Origin of the sequence: Streptomyces sp. NBC_00223 (assembly GCF_036199905.1) — a bacterium.
Classification (GTDB): domain Bacteria; phylum Actinomycetota; class Actinomycetes; order Streptomycetales; family Streptomycetaceae; genus Actinacidiphila.
Map to the genome: position 1 here is coordinate 5,326,699 of NZ_CP108109.1, position 24,057 is coordinate 5,350,755.

The following is a 24,057-nucleotide window of genomic DNA, read 5'->3' on the forward strand; positions in this document are numbered from 1 at the left end:
GGCGGGGGCCGGCCCGTGTGTGAGGATGCGGGGATGGGGAGACGGCTGGTCACCGGTGTGTTGGGGGTCGCGCTGGCCGCGACCGCGGGGTGCGGTACGGCGACGGAGGGCGCCGGGCCCGGCGCGGTCGGACCCGTGCCCGACGTCCGGGTGAAGGCCGATCCGCTGCCGAGCGACCTGCGGGGCCTGGAACGATACGGCGACCTCCCATCCACCGCGCCCACCGCGCCCGCCACCGCGCCCGTGTGCCCGGCCGCGGGCCTGTGGCTCACGGCGGACGAGCCGGACGCCGCCATGGGCCTGCGCGCGATGTCCGTCCACCTGACCAACTGCGGTACGAAGTCCCGTACGGTCAGCGGCTATCCGGCGCTGCGGGTGCTGGACGGAGACGGCGGGACGCTCCCGGTGACGGTGCACCGGGGCATCTCCGTGACGACCGGGATCGACGATCCCGCCCCCACCCGGCTGACCCTCGCGCCGGGCCAAGGCGCCCTGGCCGTACTGGCGTGGCGGAACACGGTGACGGACTCCACGGTCGTGGCCACGAACGGCGCCGCGATCGAGGTCGTCCCGGCGCCGGGGGCCGCCGCCCAGAGCGTCCCGGTCCTTGTCGACCTCGGCAACACCGGCACCCTCGACGTCACCGCCTGGCGCTGCGGCTAGGACGGGTCGGCAGGGCAGGCTGTCAACTGTGCCGCAGCGAGCGGCCGAAGCCCGCGGCCAGCGGCATCCGCAGGCCCAGCGGCGGGGGAGCGGCGAGCGCGTCGGCGACCGGGCGGGCGAAGGGGCGGTCGAGCAGCGAGCCGAGGACGAAGTCCGAGGTGAGGGCGAAGACCTCGGCCCGGTGCTGGTGCAGCCCGTGCCCGTCGGAGTGCACCTCGAAGCGGCACACCTCGCGATTGACCTTCTTGGCGCGTTCGGCCAGCCGGTAGGACAGTTCGGGGGCCGTGGACTCGTCGTCGGTGCCGTGCACCAGCAGTACCCGGCGCCCTATGAGCTGCTTGACCGGCTCGGGCTCGGGGCCCTCCGGCAGCCACGGGCCGACCGCCGCCACGGAGGTGACCGCCGGGTGCCCGGCGGCGTGCAGCGCCGCCCGGGCGCCCATGTCCAGGCCCAGCAGGCAGACCGGCACGTCGCCGTAGCGCCGTACCGCCTCGCCGACCGCCCACTCGGCGTCCTCGGCGGGATGCGCGTGGCCGCCGTTCCAGCCGCGGTAGCGGTAGTGCACGACATGGACCGCCACGCCCTCCGCGCAGCCCTCCCGTACCAGGTGGCGGGCGAGCGGCCACATGACGGCGGCGGCCAGCGGGGAGCGGCGCCGGGTGCTCAGTACGTCACCGCCGGGCAGGGCGAGCACCACCGCGCGCACGGTCGCTCCCGGATCGGTGCCCGTGTCCCGCTGTCGGGAGGCGGGCACCAACCCGGGGGCGACCGGGCGCCCCAGCCGCGCGCCACGCGCCGGTAAAGCTTGCGAAGCCATGGCGCAACGATGGCAGACAACCGGGTGCGGACTGTATGGCCGTGCGGGAAATACTTGGCCCGTACGGGATATCTACGCGCGTAGGGGCTATCGTTTCCCGTATGCAGAACGCCACATCGGGCCGCCCGACACCGGAACAGATCCGCCGCGCTCCCAAGGCGCTGCTCCATGACCACCTCGACGGCGGCCTGCGCCCCGGCACGATCGTCGACATCGCCCGCGCGACCGGGTACGAGGGGCTGCCGGAGACCGACCCCGACCGGCTCGGCGCGTGGTTCCGCGCCGCCGCCGACTCCGGCTCGCTCGAACGCTATCTGGAGACCTTCGAGCACACCTGCGCGGTCATGCAGACCCGTGACGCGCTGGTCAGGGTCGCCGCCGAGTGCGCCGAGGACCTGGCCGCCGACGGCGTCGTCTACGCCGAGATCCGGTACGCGCCCGAACAGCACCTGGAGGGCGGCCTGACCCTGGAGGAGGTCGTCGAGGCGGTCAACGAGGGCTTCCGACTCGGTGAGCGCCGGGCCCGTAAGGACGGCAACCGGATCAGGGTGGGCGCCCTGCTCACCGCGATGCGGCACGCCGCCCGCTCCCAGGAGATCGCCGAACTCGCCAACCGCTACCGGGACCTGGGGGTCGTCGGCTTCGACATCGCGGGCGCGGAGGCCGGTTACCCGCCCACCCGGCACCTGGACGCCTTCGAGTACCTCAAGCGCGAGAACAACCACTTCACCATCCACGCGGGCGAGGCGTTCGGCCTGCCCTCGATCTGGCAGGCACTCCAGTGGTGCGGCGCCGACCGGCTCGGCCACGGGGTGCGGATCATCGACGACATCGAGCAGAAGGACGGCGAGGTCTCGCTCGGCCGCCTGGCGTCGTACGTCCGCGACAAGCGGGTGCCGCTGGAGATGTGCCCCACCTCCAACCTCCAGACCGGCGCCGCCTCCTCCTATGCCGAGCACCCCATCGGGCTGCTGCGGCGGCTGCACTTCCGGGTCACCGTCAACACCGACAACCGGCTGATGTCCGGCACCGCGATGAGCCGTGAGTTCGAGCACCTGGTCGAGGCGTTCGACTACACGCTCGACGACATGCAGTGGTTCACCGTCAATGCGATGAAATCAGCGTTCATCCCTTTCGATGAACGTCTCGCCATGATCAACGAGGTCATCAAGCCCGGATACGCCGAGTTGAAGGCCGAGTGGCTCTTCGCCCCCGGTGGTGCGGTCACCCCTCTGGCCAGCGGTTCCGCCCCCGAGGCCGGCTGACACGGCGGCGGCGCGGACGGGCCTTGACGCGGCGTCACGGCCGCGCCACGCCGGTTGCACGGGTGGTGAGTCGCTGACTACGTTCCGCAGTTATGCAAACCCGAACCAAGAAGACCCTCGCGACCACCGCCCTGGGCCTCGCCTTCGCCGCCGCCGCCGCGGGTTCCGCCTCGGCCGCCGGCACCGCCGCCCCCGGCAACGTCCTCAGCGGGCTGCCGGTCGGCTCGGCCGCCAACCTGGTGCCCGGCGCCGCCACCAGCGCCGCCGGCGCGCAGCAGGCGGTCCACAACGGCACCTCCGCGCTCCCGGCCAACACCACCGGCCTGCTCCCGTCCGGGAACCACCTGTCCGGCAACCAGATCGCCCCGGTCTCCGGACTGCTCGGCGGCCTCCCGACGGGCAGCGTCCTCGGCGGCTGAACCGGCCGGCCGCGCGCTCCACGGGCCGCGCCCCCTCCAGTACGGGGAGGGGGCGCGGCCCGTCGGCGTACCTGAAGCCACCGGCCGTACGCGTACGGGCCTACCGCACCCCGGCCGTCACCGGCTGCCGCGGCGGGCGCTGGGCGGCCGCCCCGCGCAGTCTGCGGCGTACCGCGGGCACGACCAGCAGATGGGCCACCGCGACCCCGGCGGTGTTGAGCAGCAGCGCGTCCACGTCGAAGAGCTGGCCCGGCACCATCGTCTGGGCGAACTCCAGCGACAGCGACACCATCAGCCCGGCGAAGACCGTCCGCACGAAGGACGCGACGCCCGAGGTGTGCGCCCGGCCGCCCGCCATCGGCAGCAGCACCCCGAGGGGCGCCAGCAGTCCGAGCCCCGCACCGATCCGCCGGGCCGCCTGGGCCGGGCCCATGGCCAGGTCCTCGCGGATCGTGCCCAGCGGCTGGAGATTGGGCGCGGGTACCCAGGGCACATAGTGCGGGCGCAGCAGCATCCAGCCGGTGAAGGCCAGATAGGCGGCGGTGAGCAGCAGCCCCGCCGCGCGCACCCTGATCATGGAGCCGTCGTACCGCACACAGCCCAGGACGCGGCACGCCCCCGCGGCGGTTCCCCCGGCGGGGCCGCGCGGAGCCGGTGATTCCGCTCACACCGCCGCGCGGGGCGAGCGGGCGACTTCCTCACGACACTTCGGTGCCCGCCGTGTCGGCGGCCTCCGAACGGGTGCGCAGATCGGGAGTGCAGGTGTACGAGCGCAGCTTGCCCGGCGCCGGGTCACCGAGGATCACCCGGTGCTTGGGCGCGACCAGCGCGTCGGCGGTCAGGGTGCAGACGATCTGCGCGAGCGTGAAGGACGGCAGTTCGTCATGGGGTTCGCTCAGCCGCAGCGCGTCCCTGGGGTCGCCCTTGGCCCCCGGGGTGATCTCCAGCGTGCCGGGCACCGCCGTGGAGAACCCGGCCTTGGTCTCCGCGATCCTCGGGCTCATCTGCAACTGCGCCAGCAACTCCCTGACCTGCGTGTAGCGGTCGGTGCTCCGGTCGCGCAGCGGAACGCTCCTGGAGACCGGCGCGATCTGCATGCTGCACACCAGGTACACCTTGCGGATCACCACGTTCTCGGTGGGCGTCGACGACGCCTTCGGGGCCGCGCACGACACCCGCGACGGCGCCGGCCCCGCGTCGACGGGCACCGAGGTGGTCCGGATGCCGCAGCCGCTCAGCAGTGGCGCCACGGCGACCGCGGCGGTGGCGAGCACGGCCGCCAGCCGCCGCGTACCGCGTCTTTGACCGTCGTCGCGGCGTCCCGCGTCGTGCCCGCTCATCGGGCGTCCCCCGCGGGTCCGTCGGCCGGGCCGAAGTCCGGGCCCTCGCCGTCCTCCGGGCCTTCCTCGCGCGGCCTGATCGGCAGCCGCAGGGTGAAGACGGCGCCGCCGTCGGGGCTGTTGGCCGCGGTGATGTCGCCTCCGTGGATGTGCGCGTTCTCCATCGCGATGGACAGGCCGAGGCCGCTGCCCTCGGAGCGGGCCCGTGAGGCGTCCGCCTTGTAGAAACGGTCGAAGACATGCGGCAGCACGTCCTCGGGGATGCCGGGCCCGTGGTCGGAGACCTCCACCACGACCTCGCCGGACATCGCGCTGCCCTCGGTGCGCAGCGCCACCCGTACGGGCGACCCGCCGTGCTTGAGCGCGTTGCCGATCAGGTTCGCCATGATCACGTCCAGCCGGCGCGGGTCGAGGGTGGCCAGCACCCCGCGGGGCGCGTCCAGCTCCACCGAGTCCATCCAGGCCCGGGTGTCCATGCAGGCCATGATCATGTCCGCCACGTCCACCTCGTCGACCCGCAGCTTCGCGGTCCCGGCGTCGAACCGGGTGACCTCCATCAGCGTCTCCACCAGTTCGTTCAGCCGCCTGGTCTCGCTGACCACCAGCCGTACGGCGGGGGCGATCATCGGGTCCAGCGCCTCCGCCTCGTCCTCCAGCACATCGGTCACGGCGGTGATCGCGGTCAGCGGGGTGCGCAGCTCGTGCGACATGTCCGCGACGAAGCGGCGGCTGGCCGCCTCCCGGGCGCTCAGCTCCTCGACCCGGACCTCCAGCGCCTCGGCCGCGTTGTTGAAGGTCCGCGACATCTCGGCCAGCTCGTCGGTGCCCGAAACCTTCAGCCGGGTGTCGAGATGACCCTCGCCGAGCCGCTGGGCCGCCTCGCCGAGCCGCCGCACCGGCCGCAGCACCGTGGAACCGGCCGCCTGCGCCAGCAGCGCCGCACCGATCAGCGCCAGCAGGGTGGCGATGCCCAGCGACCAGGCCAGCGAGTTGAGGTCCTTGCGCTCGGCGTCCAGCGACTTGAGCATGTAGCCGGTCGGCCCGTCACCGTTTATCCGCGCGCCCGCCACCAGATACGGGTGGCCCTCCAGCGAGATCCGCTCCCAGTGCAGGTGGTAGCGGTTCTGGTCCTTCTCGTGCCGGGTGTTGACCGCCCGCTGGAGCGAGGCCGGCACGTCGTCCATCGAGAACGCGTCCCGGTTCGAGGGCGCCGCGCAGGGCCCGTCGTCCGGCGTGGTGTCGATCAGCACCACCTGATACGTGTCCGGGCCGCCTATCCGGGTCGCCACCGTGTTCAGCGACTGGCAGGTCGGCTCGACCGGCAGATCGGCGGCGTTGCGCTGCAAGGAGTCCCGGAAGTCGTTGAGGGCGCTGTTCTGCGCGCGGGTCAGCACCGCGTCCCGGTTCAGCCAGTACGCGATCCCCGACACCGACACCGCGGCCGTCAGCGCCACCAGCGCGAACACCGCGACCAGCCGCAGTCGCAGACTCGTCCAGCGCAGCAGGCCGAACGGCCCGCCGATCGAGCCACGTCTCATTGAGGGGTGTCCAGGCGGTAGCCGACCCCGCGGACGGTACGGATCAGCGTCGGCGACGACGGCACGTCCTCGATCTTGGCGCGCAGCCGCTGCACACACGCGTCGACCAGCCGTGAGTCGCCGAGGTAGTCGTGCTCCCACACCAGCCGCAGCAACTGCTGCCGCGACAGCGCCTGCCCCGGCCGCCGGCTCAGTTCGAGCAGCAGCCGCAGCTCGGTCGGGGTGAGCTGCAGATCCTCGCCGTCCTTGGTGACGGTCATCGCGCTGCGGTCGATGACGATCGAGCCGAAGGCCGCCGAGTCCGTGCTGTCCCGCTCGCCGCGCCGCAGCACCGCGCGGATCCGGGCGTCGAGTACCCGGGGCTGCACGGGCTTGATGACGTAGTCGTCGGCCCCGGACTCCAGCCCGACCACCACGTCGATGTCGTCGCTGCGCGCGGTCAGCAGGATGATCGGCAGCTGGTCGGTGCGCCGGATGCGCCGGCACACCTCGAAGCCGTCGATCCCCGGCAGCATCACGTCCAGCACGATCAGGTCGGGGCGCTGCTCCTTGAGCAGTCTCAGGCCGTCCTCGCCCGTCGCCGCGGCCACCACGCGGTGGCCCTGGCGGGACAGGCCGAGTTCGAGACCGGTACGGATGGCGTCGTCATCCTCGATAAGCAACAGGAAAGGCACGCCGGACATTGTTGCCTACCCTCGGCGGCCGGTTGAAGCACGGGGAGAACACAGGGCGCGCGGAACGCGCCGGGCCCCGCGCACGGGGGACACGGCTCGCCGGTCTCTGTGACGGGCCTGTGACACTCGGCGGACAGCGTCATGAAACTGGCCCGGCACTCTTATGCCCATCGGAAGAACGCATGCCACACCGGATGCGACGCCGAAACCCATGCCGCAGGTTCCACCGACGGGGGCGCTCAAATGAACGCACTGCACAGCTCCACCACCACCGCAGTTCATTCCGCGCACACGCACCCCGCGGTCCGAGCCACCGAGTTGTCCGGCGCCGCGAGCGGACGGGGGTACGTTCGCGGCGCCGGACGCACCGCCTGTTCCGTCCGTCCCCGGCCGGCGCACATCGCGCCGGTCGGTGACGCGGACCGGACGATCCCGCGCCGGCAGACCCCGGACGACGGTGGCCGTACCACGCGTTCCCAGGCGCAGGAGGCAGAGGCGGAAGCGGCTTTTACCGCCTACGTCCAGGAACGCCGAGCTTCCCTCTACGCGACCGCGTACCACCTCACCGGTGACCGGTTCGCGGCGGAGGACCTGTTGCAGAGCGCGCTGTTCTCCACCTACCGGGCCTGGGACCGGATCAGCGACAAGGCCGCGGTCGGCGGATATCTGCGCCGGACGATGACCAATCTGCACATCAGCGCGTGGCGGCGGCGCAAGCTCAGCGAGTACCCGACCGAGGAGCTGCCCGAGACCGTGGGCGACACCGACGAGATGGGCGGCACCGAGCTGCGCGCGGTGCTGTGGCAGGCGCTCGCCCGGCTGCCCGAGCAGCAGCGGACCATGCTCGTGCTGCGGTACTACGAGGGCCGGACCGACCCGGAGATCGCCGACATACTCAACATCAGCGTCGGCACGGTGAAGAGCAGCATCTGGCGCTCGCTGCGGCGTATGCGCGACGACGAGGCGCTGAACTTCGGCCGTGACGAGGAGGACGCGTTCGGCGAGCTGGTGGCCTGAACCACCGGCGACCGGACGGGGGGAAACGGGGGATACGGGGGAGCGGGGGGAAACAGAGGGGGGACACGGGGGAGCGCGGGACCGGACGGCGAGGGGGAAGCCGTCCGGTCCCGCCGTATGTCCCGAGGCCCTGCTGTGTGCGCGCTGCTTGTTCGTGCTCTCACACCCCGGGCTCTCACACCCAGGGTTCACACCTCCACGGGTACGCGCTCCCGCTCGGCCTCGGCCGCGGCGGCGATCCGCCGCCGTGCCTCGTCGTGCCCGCACGGGTGACAGCCGAGCGCGGTCTGCCGGGCCACGATGCCGCGTTCGGCCCGCATCAGGTGCAGACCCCGGCGGATCAGGAACGGCACCGACTTCCGCCCCTCGCGCAGATCCCTTGCGAAGCGGCGCCTGGCCGTCGTCGTGGGCCGGCCGCGCAGGCACAGCGCGTCGGCGAGCAGCCCGAGTTCACGGCAGCGCCCGACGATCTCCGCGGCGAAGATGCCCTCGGCGACGAAGACCGGTGAACCGCCGAGGTCCAGCCGCGCCACGCCGGTCGCCGCGCTGGCCGAGATGTCGTAGACCGGGGTGTCGGCGGCGCCCCGCGCGCACAGCTCCGCGACGGCGGCGACGGCGGCCTCCGGGTGCCACGACCCGGGCGCGTCCCAGTCGACGCCCGTACCGCCCGGGAGTTGGGGCAGCGTGGGGTCGCCCGCGTCCTTGTAGAAGTCGTCCAGGACGAGGACGGGCAGCCCGCAGCGGGCGGCGAGCGAGGACTTTCCGGAGCCGGAGGGCCCGGCCAGCAGGATCACACGGGCGCGCAGCGGAGGAGGGGTGGTCCCGTACGCGGCTTGAGGGGAGGGTGAACTCACGGGAAACGATTCTCCCGCATACCCCGGCCGGGGGACGACCCGCGGGAAGACAACTACCCTGCGCGTCTCTTGCGTTACTCTGCGACAGCACGTACTCCGTCGACAGGACCGGAACCATGCACTCGCTTCGTACCGCGCTCGTACTCACCCTCACCGCCGCGGCCGCGGCGGTGGTCCCCGCGGGGGCCGCTGTCGCGGCCGGCCCGCCGCCCGGGCAGAGCGTCGCCGACGCGCTCCCCGCCGGAGGTCTGACCGGTGTGCTGCCCACCGGCGGACTGGTCGACGCCCTGCCCACCCGGACGGTGACCGGCGCGCTGGCCGCCGGGGTGGCGCCGGTGAAGAACCTCACACTCGACCCGCTGGCCAACACGGGCGTCGACCCGCTGGACAACGCGGTCGGGTCGCAGATCGCGGACTTCCAGCCGGTGTCGACGGCCGTGGCCACCGGCCCCGTGACGCACGGGGCTTCGCTCGGCACGCTGCCGGTCGTGGGTACGGTCGCGGCCCTGCTCCCCGGATAACGGCTCCCCCGACAGGGTTCCGTCCCCGCCCTCGTGCGGCGGGGACAGAGCCCCATGGAGGCTAGGAACCGATCGGGTGCCAGACCGTCTTCGTCTCCAGCCACGCCGTGAGGCGCCCAGTGCCGGGGTCGGCGGTCCAGTCCTCGGCGCCGCCGGGGACGGCCGGGCGGCGGACCCGCTTGACGTTGTCCGCGGCCGCCCGCTCCAGCTCCACGGCCAGCTCGGCCGACGCCCCGGTCAGGTCGATCGCGTTGACGTCCTGGTGCGCGGCCAGCGGCGCCGCGATCTCCGCCGTACGCCCGGACAGGACGTTGACCACCCCGCCGGGCAGATCCGACGTGGCCAGCACCTCGCCGAGGGACAGCGCGGGCAGCGGCGCGCGCTCGGAGGCCACCACGACGGCCGCGTTCCCGGTGGCGATCACGGGTGCGATCACCGAGACCAGGCCGAGGAAGGACGACTCCTGCGGGGCCAGCACGGCCACCACGCCCGTCGGCTCCGGCGTGGACAGATTGAAGAACGGACCGGCGACCGGGTTGGCGCCCCCCACCACCTGGGCGATCTTGTCCGTCCAGCCCGCGTACCAGACCCAGCGGTCCACCGCGGCGTCCACCTGCGCGGCGGCCTTCGCCTTCGACAGGCCCTCGGCGTCGGCGACCTCGCGGGCGAACTGCTCGCGGCGCCCCTCCAGCATCTCCGCGACGCGGTAGAGCACCTGCCCGCGGTTGTACGCCGTCGCGCCCGACCAGCCCGGCACCGCCTTGCGGGCGGCGACCACCGCGTCCCGCGCGTCCTTGCGGGACGCCAGCGGCGCGTTGGCCAGCCAGGTACCGCCCTTGGAGTCCGTCACCTCGTACACCCGGCCGCTCTCGGAGCGGGGGAACTTGCCCCCGACGTACAGCTTGTAGGTCTTGAACACGCTGAGTCGCGGTGCCTCGGACGTCTTCATCGGTCGCGCTCGCCTTCTCGCTCTCCCCCGGGCAGCGCCTGGAGATGTCCGTCATGTGCGCTCGTCGGCCCGGCCGCCTCGGAGAGATACCCCTCCAGGCCGTGCCGGCCGCCTTCCCGGCCGTGGCCGGACTCCTTGTAACCGCCGAACGGCGAGGTCGGGTCGAACTTGTTGAACGTGTTGGCCCACACCACGCCCGCCCGGAGCTTGCTCGCCACCGACAGGATGCGTGAGCCCTTCTCCGTCCAGATGCCCGCGGACAGTCCGTACGGTGTGTTGTTCGCCTTCTCCACCGCCTCCGCCGGAGTGCGGAAGGTCAGTACCGACAGCACCGGGCCGAAGATCTCCTCGCGGGCGATCCGGTGGGCCTGGGTCACACCGGTGAAGAGGGTCGGCGCGAACCAGTAGCCGGATTCCGGCAGTTCACAGGCCGGCGCCCAGCGCTCGGCGCCCTCCGCCTCGCCCGCCTCGGCGAGCGCGGTGATCCTGGCCAGCTGCTCGGGGGAGTTGATCGCGCCGATGTCGGTGTTCTTGTCCAGCGGGTCGCCGACCCGCAGCGTGGACATCCGCCGCTTGAGCGCGTCCAGCACCTCGTCCTGCACCGACTCCTGGACCAGCAGCCGCGAACCCGCGCAGCAGACATGGCCCTGGTTGAAGAAGATGCCGTTGACGATGCCCTCGACGGCCTGGTCGATCGGGGCGTCGTCGAAGACGATGTTCGCGGCCTTGCCGCCCAGTTCGAGGGTGACCTTCTTGCGGGTGCCCGCGACCGTACGCGCGATGGCCTTGCCGACCGCGGTCGAGCCGGTGAAGGCGACCTTGGCGACGCCCTCGTGCGCGACCAGGGCCGCGCCCGCGTCCCCGTACCCGGTCAGGATGTTGACGACACCGCGCGGCAGCCCGGCCTGGCGGCACACGTCGGCGAAGAACAGGGCGGACAGCGGGGTCGTCTCGGCGGGCTTGAGGACGACGGTGTTGCCCGTGGCCAGCGCGGGGGCGATCTTCCACGCCAGCATCAGCAGCGGGAAGTTCCACGGGATGATCTGCCCGGCGACGCCCAGCGGGCGCGGGTTCGGGCCGTATCCCGCGTAGTCGAGCTTGTCGGCCCAGCCGGCGTAGTAGAAGAAGTGCGCGGCGACGGTCGGCAGGTCGAAGTCGCGGGTCTCGCGGATCGGCTTGCCGTTGTCCAGCGACTCCAGCACGGCCAGCTCGCGGGAGCGCTCCTGGAGGATGCGGGCGATCCGGAACAGGTACTTGCCGCGCTCGGCGCCCGGCAGCGCGGACCACTTCGTGAACGCCCGCCCGGCCGCCTTCACCGCGCGGTCCACGTCCGCCTCGCCCGCGCGGGCGACCTCGGCGAGTACCTCCTCGGTGGACGGCGAGACGGTCTTGAAGACGGTGCCGTCGGCGGCCTCGGTGAACTCGCCGTCGATGAACAGGCCGTACGAGGGCGCCAGATCGACGATCGCGCGGGACTCCGGCGCGGGGGCGTAGGCGAACTTCTGGTGTGTCGAGGTCACGGGAATCAGTCCACCGTCACATAGTCGGGACCGGAGTAGCGGCCGGTGCTGAGCTTCTGGCGCTGCATCAGCAGGTCGTTGAGCAGGCTGGAGGCGCCGAAGCGGAACCAGTCGGGGGAGAGCCAGTCGTCGCCCAGCGTCTCGTTGACCATCACCAGGTACTTGACGGCGTCCTTCGTCGTACGGATGCCGCCGGCCGGCTTGACCCCGACCTGGACGCCGACCGCGTCGCGGAAGTCACGGACGGCTTCGAGCATCAGCAGGGTGTTGGGCGGGGTGGCGTTGACGGCGACCTTGCCGGTCGAGGTCTTGATGAAGTCGGCGCCCGCGAGCATCGCCAGCCAGGAGCAGCGGCGGATGTTGTCGTACGTCGACAGCTCGCCGTTCTCGAAGATCACCTTGAGGTGGGCGGCGGTGCCTCCCCCGGAGCCTGCGGCCCGGGAGGTGCCCCCAGGGCGGGCACAGGCAAGCTTGACCGCGCGGATGGTCTCGAAGACCTCCATGTAACGGCCGGACAGGAAGGCGCCGCGGTCGATGACCATGTCGATCTCGTCGGCGCCGGCGGCGACCGCCTCGGCGGTGTCCGCGAGCTTCACGCTCAGGGCGGCGCGGCCGGCCGGGAAGGCGGTGGCCACGGAGGCGACGTGGATGCCGGAGGCGCCGAGGGCGTCCTTGGCGACGGCGACCATGTCCGGGTAGACGCAGATCGCCGCGACCTGGGGCGCGGTGCGGTCGGTGGGGTCGGGCCGTACGCCCTTCGCGCACAGGGCCCGGACCTTGCCGGGGGTGTCCGCGCCTTCGAGGGTGGTCAGGTCGATCATCGAGATCGCGAGGTCGATCGCGTACGCCTTGGCGGTCGTCTTGATCGAACGGGTGCCGAGGCCGGCGGCGCGGGCTTCGAGCCCGACGGCGTCGACCCCCGGCAGGCCGTGCAGGAAGCGGCGGAGCGCGCTGTCGGAGGCGGTGACGTCCGCGAGGCGCGCGAGACGACCCGCGGCGTCGGGGGCGTGGGCGGGTACAACGGGGGACATGGTCACGAGCTCAGCATATCTACGCGCGTAGCCACCCCGCCACCCCCCGGCCTCGGGCCCCGACCCTCCCCCCAAGCGCGCGCCCCCGACTCCCCGCGCCCCCGCGCGCGTGAACATGGGCTCGACCCCTGCGTCCGGCCGCCCCGTCAGGGGCGCGAGGAACTGCGCGACAAGCCACGATGACGGGAGAGCCGGGTTCCGTGCGGGCGGGGCAGGTGGTGTCGTGGGCGCCGACTCCCCGCGGGCCCGTGGCCGGGGCATGGGCTCGGCCCTTACGTCCGGGCGGCCCGGGTTGGGGCGTCCCGTTAGGGGCGCGGGGAACTGCGCGACAGGCCACGGTGGCGGGAGAGCCGGGGTCCGTGCGGGAGGGGCAGGTGGGCCGGACGGCCCTGGGGTGGGGGCCGAGGTCCGGGGCCGGACGGCCCCGGGGTGTGGGGGCGTGGGCTTGCCCTCTGCGTCCGGGCCGGGGTCATTCCCGGGCGCCCCTGACGGGGTGCCCCGTCAGGGGCGCGGGGAACTGCGCGGCAAGCCACGGTGGCGGGAGAGTCGGGTTTCGTGCGGGCGGGGCAGGCGGTGTCGTGGGCGGGGGCTGCTGCCGCGGCCCCGCGGGTGGGGGGTGTGGGCTTGGCCCCTGGGCCCGGGCGGCCCGGGTTGGGGCGTCCCGTTAGGGGCGCGGGGCACTGCGCGACAAGCCGCGATGGCGGGAGAGTCGGGGTCGGGGCGGGCGGGGCAGGTGGGCCGGCTCTCGGGCCGGACGGCCCTGGGGCGGGGGCCGAGGTCCGGGGCCGGACGGCCCCGGGGTGCGAGGGGCGCCGAGGTTCGGGGCCGGGCGGGACCGGGTGTGCGGGGCGCGCCGCAGGCGTCAGGCACAATCGGGACTTATGACGAGCCCCCATCACGACCGCCCGACCTCCCCGGCCACCGCCGGTCCCGGGCAGCCGCAGTACGCCGACCGCGCCTACCGTTCGACGGCCGGTGTCTGCGGAGGAATCCTGCTGCTCGTTCTCGCCGGCTGGCTCGGCGGGGACGCGATCGCCCGTGGCACCGGTCACACCCCCTGGGTGGCCATCGCCGCCCTGCTGCTCGCCGTACCGCTCATCGTCGCCTTCACGGTCCGCCCCGCGGTCTTCGCCAACGCCGAGCGGATCCGTATCCGCAACCCGTTCCGTACGATCACCCTGCCGTGGACCTCGGTGGACGCCCTGCGCGCGTCGTTCTCGACGGAACTCTTCTCCGGCAGCCGCAAATTCCAGCTCTGGGCGATCCCCGTCTCCCTGCGCGCCCGCAAGCGCGCGGCCCGGCAGGACGCCCGGGCCAAGTCGGCGGGCGACGGACAGCGCAAGGACGCCTTCGGCGGGGCCCGGCGGCGGCCCCCGACGCCGGGCAGCGACGGGACGGTCCGTTCCTGGTCCGATCAGGCGCTCGCCGATCTCCGTGAGCTGTCCGAGCACCGGCCCGCGCCCGAGGACGGGGTGCGGGGGGAGCCGGCGATTCGGTGGTGCTACGAGATCATCGCTCCGGCGGTGGCGGGGGCGATCGTCCTGATCGTCCTGCTCGCGATCGGCTGAACAGCTCAGCGGCCGAACGGCCGACGCGTGACCGCCGCGACGCTCAGCGGTGGCTGACGACGTTCACCACGCGGCCGTTCGGGTCCTCGGCGAAGAAGCGCCGTACACCCCACTCCTCGTCGCGCAGCGGATGCACGATCCGTGCCCCGCTCGCGACGACGGCCGCGTACACCGCGTCCACGTCGTCGACCTCGATGCTCATGTCGGGTACGGTCCCGGCGCTCTCGTCCCGGGTGATCAGCGTCACCTGCGCGGTCGGGTTGGCGGGCGAGGCGAGGGTGACCACCCACCCGAGGTCCATGACCTCCTCCAGCCCGAGCGTCCGGTAGAACCGGCGGCCGGCGGCCATGGCTTCCTCCGACCCGGTACGTACGTCCGGTACGACTCGCCGTACGCCCATTCCGTGCTCCTCGCGTTAGCCCCCGACCGGGCTCCGATCCTCCCTGGCCGGCGCCCCCGGGTCCAGCACCCCGCGGTCCGGCACCCGGAGGGCCAGCCCCCGTGAGCCCGGCGCCGGACCCCGCGCCGCACCGTCAGGACCAGGCTCCCGTCGGCAGCCCCGGCGTCCGTTCGCGGTCGATCACGCCCCACAGCGCGTGCGCCAGGGAGTGCTCCGCGTAGGCCCGGGTTTCCGGGTGGTCGGGGACCAGCCGGTCGAACTCGTACGACGCCGCCGGTGCCTGCCGCACCCGGTCCATCTCGGCCGCCGCCTCCGCCGTCATCCGGCGTGCCTCTTTCACCGTGACCGAGTTGAACATGTAGTCACCGTCCCAGGACACGGGGGCGGGGGTGCTGCCGTCCGTGGTGGTCAGGATCCGGAAGTACCGGTGCCGCGGCCATCGGAAGGACGCGACGAGGCATCCGTCCGCGCGCAGGGCGAGTGAGACGCCCGGGTCGGTCTCGCTGTCGCTCAGGGGGACGCGCATCAGCGTCACCCCGAGGTCACCGAGCGGGTGCAGCTCTGTGCGGGGAGCCCCGAAGCGGGGGTTGACCCTGGCACAGGCGAACACGGACAACCGGTTCTGACGCGGCAGGACGAGGCCGGCCCGGATCATCGCCAGCAACTCCAGATGCGCGCTGCCGGCCGAGAAGGGGACCCCCGCGGCCCGGGACTCCTCGAACAGCGGCCAGTGGTCCCCTTGCGGGTCTCTCCCGAACCGACGCGGCGGCCCGGCTTCCACATGGGCGTGAAGCGCCAGCAGCCGCGCGTGGTGGGGGTCCGCCGCCGTGATCCGGTTCAGGCGGGCGGTGTGCAGCGCCTCCAACTCGCGCGTCCCGCAGGGTCGGCACAGCACCTCGACCCGCGCGATACCCGATCGGGCGGCCGCCGCGGCTTGGGCGGCGTACCGGCGGTCCTTGCATCCGTCGCAGCACGGCTGTACGCAGGCTACGCAGCGTCCCGTGGCCGTTCTGCCGCACGCACAGTAGTCCATGTGAGCCCCTGCCCCTGGAGGATCGGACGATCGGACGCGACGTGGGTACGAGCCGCACCACGGCCGAAATGGTACGCCGGGGCCGTCCCGGGCGGTCCGGGCGTCCAGGGCCTTCCAGGGCTCTCTGCGGCGTTCCTGACGGGCCGTCGGCCGTTCCCGTCCGATCAGGGCGCCGGTCCGCCGCCCCGGCCGCCCGGAAAGGGGCTCGGGCCGTCCGGCGGCCGTTCGCCGGCCGGGCCGGCGTCTGTCAGAGCCCGGCGGCAGCGGCGACGTCGGACTTCAGAGCGGCGAGGACGGCCGCCGCCGTCACGCGGGCGCGCGGGAGCGCCGCTGCGTCCGCCACCGGGACGACGACCTCCAGGTAGCACTTGAGCTTCGGCTCCGTCCCGCTCGGGCGGACGACGACCCGGGCGGACCCCACCCCCCGCCCGGCGTCGCCGGACAGCCCGTAGCGCAGACCGTCCGTGGGGGGCAGGCCCCCCGCCCCGGCGGTCAGGTCCTCCGCCGATACGACGGCCAGCCCGGCCAGGGCCGTGGGCGGGCGGGACCGCAGCCGGGACATCGCCGCGCCGATCAGGGAGAGATCGGCGACCCGCGCCGACAACTGGTCGGTCGCGTGCAGCCCGTGGGTGAGCGCGAGGCCGCCCAGGAGGCCGGTGAGCGTACGGGACTCCCCTTTGAGGCCGGCGGCCAGTTCCGCGACGAGCAGCGCGGCGGTGATGCCGTCCTTGTCCCGTACCCCCGCCGGGTCGACGCAGTAGCCGAGCGCCTCCTCGTAGCCGTAGCGCAGGCCGGGCACGCGGGCGATCCACTTGAAGCCGGTCAGCGTGTCCTCGTAGCCGAGCCCGGCGCGGGCCGCGATCTTCGACAGCAGTGAAGAGGAGACGATGCTCGCCGCGAAGGTGTCCTGGCCGGGTTCTGCGGCGCCGGTACGGACGAGGTGGACGGCCAGCAGCGCGCCCAGTTCGTCGCCGCGCAGCATGCGCCAGCCCGCGGGGGCCCCGGGGTCGGGTACGGCGACGGCGCAGCGGTCCGCGTCGGGGTCGTTGGCGATGACGAGGTCGGGGCGGGCGGTGAGCGCGGCCCTGAAGGCCAGATCCATCGCCCCGGGCTCCTCCGGGTTGGGGAACGCCACCGTCGGGAAGTCCGCGTCGGGCGCCGCCTGTTCGGCCACCGGGGTCGGCGCGGGGAAACCGGCCCGGGCGAAGGCGGCGGTCAGCGTCTCCAGGCCGACGCCGTGCATCGGCGTGTACACGGTGGCGACGTCCCGCGGACCGTTCTCGGCCAGGACACCGACCGCCCGGCGCAGATACGCCTCCAGGACGTCCTCGCCGAGTACGTCCCAGCCGCCGTCGGGCCGGGGGACGTCCGCGAGCGCGCCCACCGCCGCGATCTCGGCGGCGATCTCCGTGTCCGACGGCGGCACGATCTGGGAGCCGTCGCCGAGGTAGACCTTGTAGCCGTTGTCCTGCGGCGGGTTGTGGCTCGCGGTCACCATCACGCCCGCGGCGGCGCCGAGGTGCCGGATCGCGTACGCGAGCACGGGCGTCGGCAGGGGCCGGGGGAGCAGCGCGGCGCGCAGGCCCGCGCCCACGACGACGGCGGCGGTGTCGCGCGCGAACCGTTCGGACTTGTGGCGGGCGTCGTAGCCGATCACGACGAGGCCACCGCCGCGGGCCTTGAGATACGCGCTCAGGCCGGCGGCGGCCCGGATCACCACCGCGCGGTTCATCCGGGTGGGGCCGGCGCCGAGTTCGCCGCGGAGGCCGGCCGTGCCGAATTCGAGGGTCCCGGCGAAACGGGCCGCCAGGGCCGCGGTGGCCTCGTTGTCGGCCCCGCCATTGGCCCCGCCATTGGCCTCGGCGGCCCGGAGGAGGGCCGCCAGCTCCTCGCGGGTGTCCGGGTCCGGGTCCTCGGCGAGCCAGCGCCGGGCGGTGGTCAGCAGGTCCGAGCTCATCGTCGCTCCTCCGTGGGTGGGGCCCTCGTGGCCGGGCGGGGTGGTCATCGGGCGCCGGGCGGTCTCGTCGTCGGGCGCCGGGCGGTTCAGAGCCTGGCGAGGACCCGGGTGAGGAGGGCGCCCATGTGGGAGGCGGACTCACGGCCCGCTTCGAGGACCTCCTCGTGGTTGAGCGGCTCACCGGTCATCCCGGCGGCGAGGTTGGTGACCAGGGAGATGCCGAGCACCTCCGCGCCCGCCTCGCGCGCGGCGATCGCTTCGAGGCCCGTGGACATGCCCACGAGGTCGCCGCCTATCGCGCGGACCATGCCGATCTCGGCCGGGGTCTCGTAGTGCGGCCCGGGGAGCTGGACGTAGACGCCCTCCTCCAGGGAGGCGTCGACGTCCTTGCACAGGGCGCGCAGCCGGGGCGAGTAGAGGTCGGTGAGGTCGACGAAGTTCGCGCCGACGATCGGCGAGGTGGCCGTCATGTTGATGTGGTCGCTGATCAGTACGGGCTGGCCCGGGCGGAAGCCGGGACGCAGGCCGCCGCAGCCGTTGGTGAGGACGACGGTCTTGCAGCCGGCGGCCACGGCCGTACGGACGCCGTGGACGACCGTGCCGACGCCGCGGCCCTCGTACAGGTGGGTGCGGCCGAGGAAGATCAGGGCGCGGACTCCGCCGATGCGGACCGACCGTACGCGGCCCGCGTGGCCGGCCACTTCGGGCGCCGGGAAACCGGGGAGGTCGGTGATCGGGAACTCGTGCTCGGGGGTGCCCAGGGCGTCGGCGGCGGGCACCCAGCCCGAGCCCATCACCAGGGCCACGTCGTGGGTGCCGTCGCCGGTCAGCTCGCGCAGGCGGGCGGCGGCGACGGTGGCCGCGGCGTAGGGATCGGGGTTCACGAAATCGTTCACGCGCAGAGCGTAACCCGTAACGGCCTACGCGCGTAGACGTCCCCCCAACTGAGCCGCAAGAAATCAGATCTTCCGACAATGGACTTCGTCCCGAACCCGTGCACCAGCCGTGCGCCCGCACCTCCTGCGCCCCGCGGGTGCCCTCCGGGCGGGACGCCAAGACCGCGCGCCGCGCCCGCGCTGACCCGGCGCGGACGCGCGCTGCCGCGCAGGGGTCGGGGGTGCGGAGGGCGCGGCCCCGGCCGCTGGAGGCGTTGCCGCCGAAGCGGCGGCAGCCGGGCGGACTGTGGCCGGGCGGTCGCCCTCTGGGCGGGGCGGCTGGGACGCCGTAGCGAGGGTGCGGCCGCGCGGGTTGGCCCGACGGTCCGGCGCGGGCGCGCGCTGCCGCGCAGGGAGCGGGGTGAGGGGGCGCGGTCCCCGGCCGCCGGAGGCGTTGCCGCCGGAGTGGCGGAAGCCGTGTGGGCTGCTGTCAGGCGGTCGCCCTCTGGCCGGGTTGGCCCGACGGTCCGGCGCGGGCGCGCGCTGCCACGCAAAGGTCGGGTTGCAGCAGGGCGCGATTCGGCCCCCGGGTGTCGGGCGTGGCGCCGCCGATGCGCGCAGGGCGGGTGCCTGGGGTGACCGCCTTCGGGCGGCGGGTGCGATCCGGCGCCCGGGTCGCACCCGCAGGGGCGGACGTCAGGACCGCGCGGCGCGGCCCGCCGGCCCGGCGCGCGCTGCCGCGGCGGCAGCCGTGCGGGCTGCGGCCCGGCGGTCGCCCTCCGGGCGGGTTGGCCCGCTGGCCTGGTGCGGGCGGGCGCTGCCACGCAAAGGTCGGGGTGCCGGAGGGTGCGGTTCGGCCCCCCGAGTGTCGGGCGTGGCCCGCCGGCCCGCTGGCCCGGCGCGGGCGCGCTGGCGCGTAGAGGTTGGGGTGAGGGGGCGCGGTCCCCGGCCGCTGGAGGCGTTGCCGCCGAAGCGGCGGCAGCCGGGCGGGTTGGCCCGCCGGCCCGGCGCGGGCGGGCGCTGGTGGGCAGGGGCGGGGCGACGTCGATGTTCGCCGGGCGGGTGCTTGGGGGTCAGGGCTGTGCCGCGCGGGGCGCCCGCCGGGAGGGCGCCCGCCGGGAGGGCGTCAGCAGGGGCGCTTGCGGAGTTCCATGACGTAGTCGTAGGGCGCGCCGGCGGATTCCGCCGCGTCGGCCATCTCGCCCAGGTAGCGGGCCGAGGGGAGGCCGCCCTCGTAGTCGTTGAGGACGTAGAGCCAGGCCGCCGCGTCGCCCTCCAGCGTGTGGACCCGAACGGTCGTACGCCGGTAGATGCCCAGCGGGACGCCCTCCCAGCGGTCCATCGACTCCTCGTCCACGGGCGCGATGTCGTACAAGCCGACGAACACCTGGTGGCCCGGGTCCTCGACCAGGGTGGCCAGCGCGCCTTCCCAGCCCATCTGTTCACCGCCGAAGGTGAGCCGCCAGCCGTCCAGCCAGCCGGTGCCGCGCAGCGGGGAGTGCGGGGCGCGGCGCGTCATCAGCCGCGCGTCGAGGTTGCATGCGTAGGCGGCGTAGAGCGACATGGACACGAGAGTACGGGAGCCGGATGCGTCCGGCGTAAGGAAGCGGACCAGCCCCCCGGCGGCATTCGCTTGGCGCGTGCGGGACAATGGGGTACGTGACTCGGATCGTGATCATCGGTGGCGGACCCGGCGGCTACGAAGCCGCGCTGGTGGCAGCGCAGCTCGGCGCGGAGGTGACCGTCGTGGACCGCGACGGCCTGGGCGGGGCGTCGGTCCTCACCGACTGCGTGCCGTCCAAGACGCTCATCGCCACGGCGGAGGTGATGACGACGTTCGATTCGTCGTACGACGAACTGGGCATCATCGTCGCCGACGACACTCCGTTGCTGGAACGTTCCGCCCGGGTGGTCGGCGTGGACCTCGGCAAGGTCAACCGCCGGGTCAAGCGGCTCGCGCTCGCCCAGTCGCACGACATTACCGCCTCCGTCACCCGGGCCGGCGCCCGTGTGCTGCGCGGCCGGGGCCGGCTGGAGGGCTGCCCGACCGCCGAGGGCACGCGCTGCGTGGTCGTGGAGGCCGAGGACGGTACGACCCAGCGGCTGACCGCCGACGCCGTGCTGGTCGCGACCGGCGCCCGCCCGCGCGAGCTGGAGGACGCGCGGCCGGACGGCGAGCGCATCCTGAACTGGACGCAGGTCTACGACCTCGACGAGCTGCCCAAGGAGCTCATCGTGGTCGGCTCGGGTGTGACGGGCGCGGAGTTCGCCGGCGCGTACCAGGCGCTCGGCTCGACCGTGACGCTCGTCTCGTCCCGCGACCGCGTGCTGCCCGGCGAGGACCCGGACGCGGCCGCCGTCCTGGAGGACGTCTTCCGCCGCCGGGGCATGAACGTGATGGCCCGCTCCCGCGCGGCCGGCGTCAAGCGCGTCGGCGACCGGGTCGAGGTCGCGCTCGCCGACGGCCGGGTGATCAGCGGCACGCACTGCCTGATGGCGGTCGGCGCGATCCCCAACACGACGGGCATGGGCCTGGAGGAGTCGGGCGTACGGCTCACCGGGTCCGGGCACATCAAGACCGACCGGGTGTCGCGTACGAGCGCGCCCGGCATCTACGCGGCCGGTGACGTCACCGGGGTGTTCGCGCTGGCGTCGGTGGCGGCGATGCAGGGGCGGATCGCGATGTACCACATCCTGGGTGACGCGGTGGCGCCGCTGAACCTCAAGACGGTCTCGTCCAATGTCTTCACCGACCCGGAGATCGCCACCGTCGGCTACACGCAGGCCGACGTGGACAGCAAGCGGATCGCGGCGAACGTGGTCAAGCTGCCGCTGCTGCGGAACCCGCGGGCGAAGATGCAGGGGATCAGGGACGGCTTCGTGAAGCTCTTCTGCCGTCCGGGGACGGGGATCGTGGTCGGCGGTGTGGTGGTCGCGCCCAAGGCGAGCGAGCTGATCCACCCGATCTCGATCGCGGTGGACAACAGTCTGACGGTGGAGCAGATCGCCAACGCGTTCACGGTGTACCCGTCGCTCTCGGGCTCGATCGCCGAGGTGGCGCGGCAGCTGCACACTCGCAAGACCGCCGACGAAGGCTGAGGAGAGCCTGCGGCTCGCTTCCCCCCGGCGCCGACCGCAGGTCGGCTCCCTGCGAGGCCCCACGGCGGCTCGCCTCTGCCCGCCGGCCCGACGCCGGCTGACGGTCGGTGATCTGTCGGCCGCCCGCCGGCCCTTGCGGCGGCTGTCCGGCCGGACGCGACCGTCCGCGCCGACTCGCCTCCGGCGCATCGTCCCCTGCGGCGACCTGCCGACCCGGCACCGGTCTTCGCGGTGACCGACCGGCCAACGCCCCGCCGGCCCTACGCCGATTGTGCCCGCCCCGGCCCGGGGCCGCGGGGGCCCGGTCGGCCCGTGCCGGCTCCCTGTGAGTCCTGCGGCAGCCGTCCGGCCCGGCGCCCGCGCGTTGCCCGGGCGGGCCGTCGGCCGGGTATCGCTCTGTCGGCCGCATATCGGCCCTCAGCGGCGGGACGCTGTCCCGAAGTCGGCCTTGCGGCGGCCCGCTGGCTGGCGCTGGCCGCTCGCCCCGGCGCGGGGCCGCGGGGGCCCGGTCGGCCCGTGCCGGCTCCCCGTGAGTCCCGCGGCAGCCGTCCGGCCCGGCGCCCGCGTGCGCTGTCCGGGCGGGCCGTCGGCCGGGTATCGATCTGTCGGCCGTATATCGGCTCCCAGTGGCGGGACGCCGTCCCGAAGTCGGCCCTTACAGCGGTCAGTCGGCCCGACGCCGGGTGCGCCTGCCCCCGGCCCGGGGCCGCGGGGGCCGCCGCCGGGCACTCGGCGTGGGTGGGGGCGCGCCCGCCCCGGCCCGGCGCCGCGGGGCGGGCGAACGGGTGGTCGGCGTATAGCACTTGGCGGTCTGATTTGTGCACGACTTCCGTCATCCGGAGCAAAACGCTGAACCGACCCGGTCGTTGGGGTTACTGTCGGTTTCGTGTTCGCTGCAGAACGTCGCCAATTGATCCTGGAAATGGTGCGGGCGAACGGGGCGGTCTCGCTCCGGGAGCTCGCCCGAGTCGTCCAGACCTCCGAAGTGACCGTGCGTCGTGACGTGCGGGCACTGGAGGCAGAAGGACTGCTGGACCGCCGGCACGGCGGTGCGGTGCTGCCGGGTGGCTTCACCAGGGAGTCCGGCTTCCCGCAGAAATCCCATCTAGCGACCGCGGAGAAGACGGCCATCGCCGATCTCGCGGCCGGACTCGTCGACGAGGGCGAGGCCATCGTGGTCGGCGCCGGTACCACCACGCAGGAGCTGGCCCGCCGGCTGGCGCGGGTGCCGGGACTGACCGTGGTCACCAACTCCCTGCTGGTGGCCCAGGCGTTGGCCCACGCCAACCGGGTCGAAGTGGTGATGACCGGCGGCACGCTGCGCGGGTCGAACTACGGCCTGGTGGGCAGCGGCGCCGAGCAGTCCCTCCAGGGGCTGCGGGTGTCGAGGGCCTTCCTGTCGGGCGCCGGACTGACCGCCGAGCGCGGTCTTTCCACGTCCAACATGCTCTCCGCGAGCGTCGACCGCGCGCTGGTGCAGGCCGCCGCCGAGGTCGTGGTGCTCGCCGACCACACCAAGCTCGGCGCCGACACCATGTTCCAGACCGTGCCGACCGATCTGATCACCCATCTGGTCACCGACGAGCCGCCGGCCGACGACGAGCGGGCCGGCACCGAACTCCAGGCGCTCGCCGACCGCGGGGTGCAGATCGCCGTGGCCCAGCTGTCTGGCGCGGACGTCATCGCCGCCGGGCGCCCGCGCCGGGACTCCCCCCTGCCGGGCCCCCGGCGGCCCCAGCCGCTGCGCGCCGCCCAGGCCGTGGGCGCCGAGCAGCCGACCCCGCGGCTCGCCGACGTACGGCGCAGGTGACCGGTCGGTCGGGCGACGTACCGCGGCGGCGTGTCCGCCACCGGCCTCAGACGGCCGCCTCCCTCGCGGCGGCGGCCGTCGAGGGCCGCGCGTGCCCGCACGGAGTGCCCTCGCGGGTCCGCATGCCGTCGACCGCCAGTGACATCAGGCGGTCGAACAGCCCGTGCTCCTCCGGGTTCTTCTCCGCGGCCGACACGAGCGCGTACGTCATCTTGAGCAGGTCGCCGATCTCGACGTCGCTTCTGATCGCCCCGGCCTCCTGCGCCCGCCACAGCAGCGCGCCGCCGGTCGAACGCAGCAGGGACTTGCACTCGGGCATCCGTACCTCCGACGCCTCCATGATCGCCGCGGCCAGCCCCCGGTAGGCGGTGGAGTGCACGGCCACCGCGTGCAGCCACTTGGTGAGGGCGAGCGCCGGGTCCTCCTCGGTGGCCGTCAGCTCGCGGGCCCGGGCGGTGAGCGCGTCGACCTCCTGCTCGAAGACCGCGTTCATCAGGGTGTAGCGGTCGGGGAAGTGCCGGTAGAGCGTGCCGATGCCGACTCCGGCGTGGCGGGCGATGTCCTCAAGGGCGACGTCGGTGCCGTGCACGATGAAGGCCTGCTTGGCCTCCTCCAGCAGTCGGTCGTAGTTGCGCTGCGCGTCTGCCCGCATGTCGTCCTGCCTCCCGGGATGCGTTCACCAAAAGCGATTGTAGAACCGGAGGTGG

23 protein-coding genes are annotated in these 24,057 nt (G+C 73.8%); 8 read left to right on the forward strand and 15 right to left on the reverse strand.

The annotated features are described in order from the left end of the window. Window positions 1-33: 33 nt before the first annotated feature. Window positions 34-663, forward strand: coding sequence for a DUF4232 domain-containing protein (locus tag OHA30_RS22670; protein ID WP_328915690.1), 630 nt, complete (start codon window positions 34-36; stop codon window positions 661-663). Window positions 664-685: 22 nt separating this feature from the next. Here the strand turns inward: OHA30_RS22670 and OHA30_RS22675 are convergent, their stop codons facing one another. Beyond that, the gene (locus tag OHA30_RS22675) at window positions 686-1,480 is read right to left on the reverse strand and encodes an alpha/beta hydrolase (protein WP_328915691.1); all 795 of its coding nucleotides are present in this window, start codon (window positions 1,478-1,480) and stop codon (window positions 686-688) included. Between the two features lie 101 nt (window positions 1,481-1,581). Between OHA30_RS22675 and OHA30_RS22680 the strand changes: the two genes are divergently transcribed. After that, window positions 1,582-2,745 carry an adenosine deaminase gene (locus OHA30_RS22680; protein WP_328915692.1) on the forward strand — a complete coding sequence of 388 codons (1,164 nt, stop codon included), beginning with the start codon at window positions 1,582-1,584 and terminating at the stop codon, window positions 2,743-2,745. A gap of 92 nt (window positions 2,746-2,837) precedes the next feature. Next, window positions 2,838-3,164 carry an ATP-binding protein gene (locus tag OHA30_RS22685; RefSeq protein ID WP_328915693.1) on the forward strand — a complete coding sequence of 109 codons (327 nt, stop codon included), beginning with the start codon at window positions 2,838-2,840 and terminating at the stop codon, window positions 3,162-3,164. Between the two features lie 100 nt (window positions 3,165-3,264). Here OHA30_RS22685 and OHA30_RS22690 read toward each other — a convergent pair whose 3' ends face one another. The 4 genes from OHA30_RS22690 to OHA30_RS22705 all read right to left on the reverse strand — a co-directional run bounded on the left by OHA30_RS22690 (window position 3,265) and on the right by OHA30_RS22705 (window position 6,716). Next, window positions 3,265-3,741 carry a VanZ family protein gene (locus OHA30_RS22690; RefSeq protein WP_328915694.1) on the reverse strand — a complete coding sequence of 159 codons (477 nt, stop codon included), beginning with the start codon at window positions 3,739-3,741 and terminating at the stop codon, window positions 3,265-3,267. A 121-nt stretch (window positions 3,742-3,862) separates the two neighbouring features. Beyond that, a complete protein-coding gene (locus OHA30_RS22695) occupies window positions 3,863-4,504 on the reverse strand; it encodes a hypothetical protein (protein ID WP_328915695.1) in 642 nt (213 codons plus the stop codon). Beyond that, the gene (locus OHA30_RS22700) at window positions 4,501-6,042 is read right to left on the reverse strand and encodes a HAMP domain-containing sensor histidine kinase (protein ID WP_328915696.1); all 1,542 of its coding nucleotides are present in this window, start codon (window positions 6,040-6,042) and stop codon (window positions 4,501-4,503) included. The genes OHA30_RS22695 and OHA30_RS22700 overlap by 4 nt, the downstream gene beginning before the upstream one ends. Then, window positions 6,039-6,716 (reverse strand): response regulator transcription factor, encoded by a 678-nt coding sequence (locus tag OHA30_RS22705; RefSeq protein ID WP_177246411.1) that lies wholly within the window; start codon window positions 6,714-6,716, stop codon window positions 6,039-6,041. Before OHA30_RS22705 ends, OHA30_RS22700 begins: the two co-directional genes overlap by 4 nt. 243 nt (window positions 6,717-6,959) lie before the next feature. Here OHA30_RS22705 and OHA30_RS22710 point away from each other — a divergent pair, with 243 nt between their 5' ends. Continuing rightward, window positions 6,960-7,733 carry a SigE family RNA polymerase sigma factor gene (locus tag OHA30_RS22710; RefSeq protein WP_328915697.1) on the forward strand — a complete coding sequence of 258 codons (774 nt, stop codon included), beginning with the start codon at window positions 6,960-6,962 and terminating at the stop codon, window positions 7,731-7,733. Window positions 7,734-7,921: 188 nt separating this feature from the next. On the opposite strand, the gene OHA30_RS22715 is transcribed toward OHA30_RS22710, so the two are convergent. Continuing rightward, window positions 7,922-8,587 (reverse strand): ATP-binding protein, encoded by a 666-nt coding sequence (locus tag OHA30_RS22715; RefSeq protein WP_328915698.1) that lies wholly within the window; start codon window positions 8,585-8,587, stop codon window positions 7,922-7,924. A gap of 116 nt (window positions 8,588-8,703) precedes the next feature. Between OHA30_RS22715 and OHA30_RS22720 the strand changes: the two genes are divergently transcribed. Continuing rightward, window positions 8,704-9,108, forward strand: coding sequence for a hypothetical protein (locus OHA30_RS22720; protein WP_328915699.1), 405 nt, complete (start codon window positions 8,704-8,706; stop codon window positions 9,106-9,108). Between the two features lie 61 nt (window positions 9,109-9,169). Here OHA30_RS22720 and OHA30_RS22725 read toward each other — a convergent pair whose 3' ends face one another. From OHA30_RS22725 to deoC, 3 genes are read right to left on the reverse strand one after another with little or no spacing between them, the layout of a single operon-like run. Continuing rightward, window positions 9,170-10,057 (reverse strand): aldehyde dehydrogenase family protein, encoded by an 888-nt coding sequence (locus tag OHA30_RS22725; protein WP_328915700.1) that lies wholly within the window; start codon window positions 10,055-10,057, stop codon window positions 9,170-9,172. Then, a complete protein-coding gene (locus OHA30_RS22730) occupies window positions 10,054-11,577 on the reverse strand; it encodes an aldehyde dehydrogenase family protein (protein ID WP_328915701.1) in 1,524 nt (507 codons plus the stop codon). The genes OHA30_RS22725 and OHA30_RS22730 overlap by 4 nt, the downstream gene beginning before the upstream one ends. A 5-nt stretch (window positions 11,578-11,582) precedes the next feature. After that, entirely contained in the window at window positions 11,583-12,608 is a 1,026-nt protein-coding gene (gene deoC, locus OHA30_RS22735) for a deoxyribose-phosphate aldolase (protein ID WP_328917955.1), read from the reverse strand. Window positions 12,609-13,489: 881 nt separating this feature from the next. On the opposite strand from deoC, the gene OHA30_RS22740 reads away from it, so the two are divergent. Further along, window positions 13,490-14,176 carry a PH domain-containing protein gene (locus OHA30_RS22740; RefSeq protein WP_328915702.1) on the forward strand — a complete coding sequence of 229 codons (687 nt, stop codon included), beginning with the start codon at window positions 13,490-13,492 and terminating at the stop codon, window positions 14,174-14,176. A 43-nt stretch (window positions 14,177-14,219) separates the two neighbouring features. On the opposite strand, the gene OHA30_RS22745 is transcribed toward OHA30_RS22740, so the two are convergent. The 5 genes from OHA30_RS22745 to OHA30_RS22765 all read right to left on the reverse strand — a co-directional run bounded on the left by OHA30_RS22745 (window position 14,220) and on the right by OHA30_RS22765 (window position 20,005). Then, window positions 14,220-14,576, reverse strand: coding sequence for a VOC family protein (locus tag OHA30_RS22745; RefSeq protein WP_328915703.1), 357 nt, complete (start codon window positions 14,574-14,576; stop codon window positions 14,220-14,222). A 133-nt stretch (window positions 14,577-14,709) separates the two neighbouring features. Then, window positions 14,710-15,471, reverse strand: a complete 762-nt coding sequence (locus OHA30_RS22750; protein WP_328915704.1) for a hypothetical protein — start codon at window positions 15,469-15,471, stop codon at window positions 14,710-14,712. Window positions 15,472-15,856: 385 nt separating this feature from the next. Next, window positions 15,857-17,566: a phospho-sugar mutase gene (locus tag OHA30_RS22755; protein WP_328915705.1), complete on the reverse strand. Its 1,710-nt coding sequence runs from the start codon at window positions 17,564-17,566 to the stop codon at window positions 15,857-15,859. Between the two features lie 86 nt (window positions 17,567-17,652). Further along, window positions 17,653-18,462 carry a purine-nucleoside phosphorylase gene (locus tag OHA30_RS22760; RefSeq protein ID WP_328915706.1) on the reverse strand — a complete coding sequence of 270 codons (810 nt, stop codon included), beginning with the start codon at window positions 18,460-18,462 and terminating at the stop codon, window positions 17,653-17,655. Between the two features lie 1,105 nt (window positions 18,463-19,567). Then, on the reverse strand, window positions 19,568-20,005 hold the full coding sequence (locus tag OHA30_RS22765) for a gamma-glutamylcyclotransferase (RefSeq protein WP_328915707.1): 438 nt from the start codon (window positions 20,003-20,005) through the stop codon (window positions 19,568-19,570). An 86-nt stretch (window positions 20,006-20,091) separates the two neighbouring features. On the opposite strand from OHA30_RS22765, the gene OHA30_RS22770 reads away from it, so the two are divergent. Beyond that, window positions 20,092-21,540: an NAD(P)H-quinone dehydrogenase gene (locus OHA30_RS22770; protein WP_328915708.1), complete on the forward strand. Its 1,449-nt coding sequence runs from the start codon at window positions 20,092-20,094 to the stop codon at window positions 21,538-21,540. Window positions 21,541-22,462: 922 nt separating this feature from the next. After that, window positions 22,463-23,350 (forward strand): DeoR/GlpR family DNA-binding transcription regulator, encoded by an 888-nt coding sequence (locus OHA30_RS22775; RefSeq protein ID WP_405786066.1) that lies wholly within the window; start codon window positions 22,463-22,465, stop codon window positions 23,348-23,350. A gap of 46 nt (window positions 23,351-23,396) precedes the next feature. On the opposite strand, the gene OHA30_RS22780 is transcribed toward OHA30_RS22775, so the two are convergent. Then, window positions 23,397-24,002, reverse strand: coding sequence for a TetR/AcrR family transcriptional regulator (locus OHA30_RS22780; protein ID WP_328915710.1), 606 nt, complete (start codon window positions 24,000-24,002; stop codon window positions 23,397-23,399). Window positions 24,003-24,057: the final 55 nt, after the last annotated feature.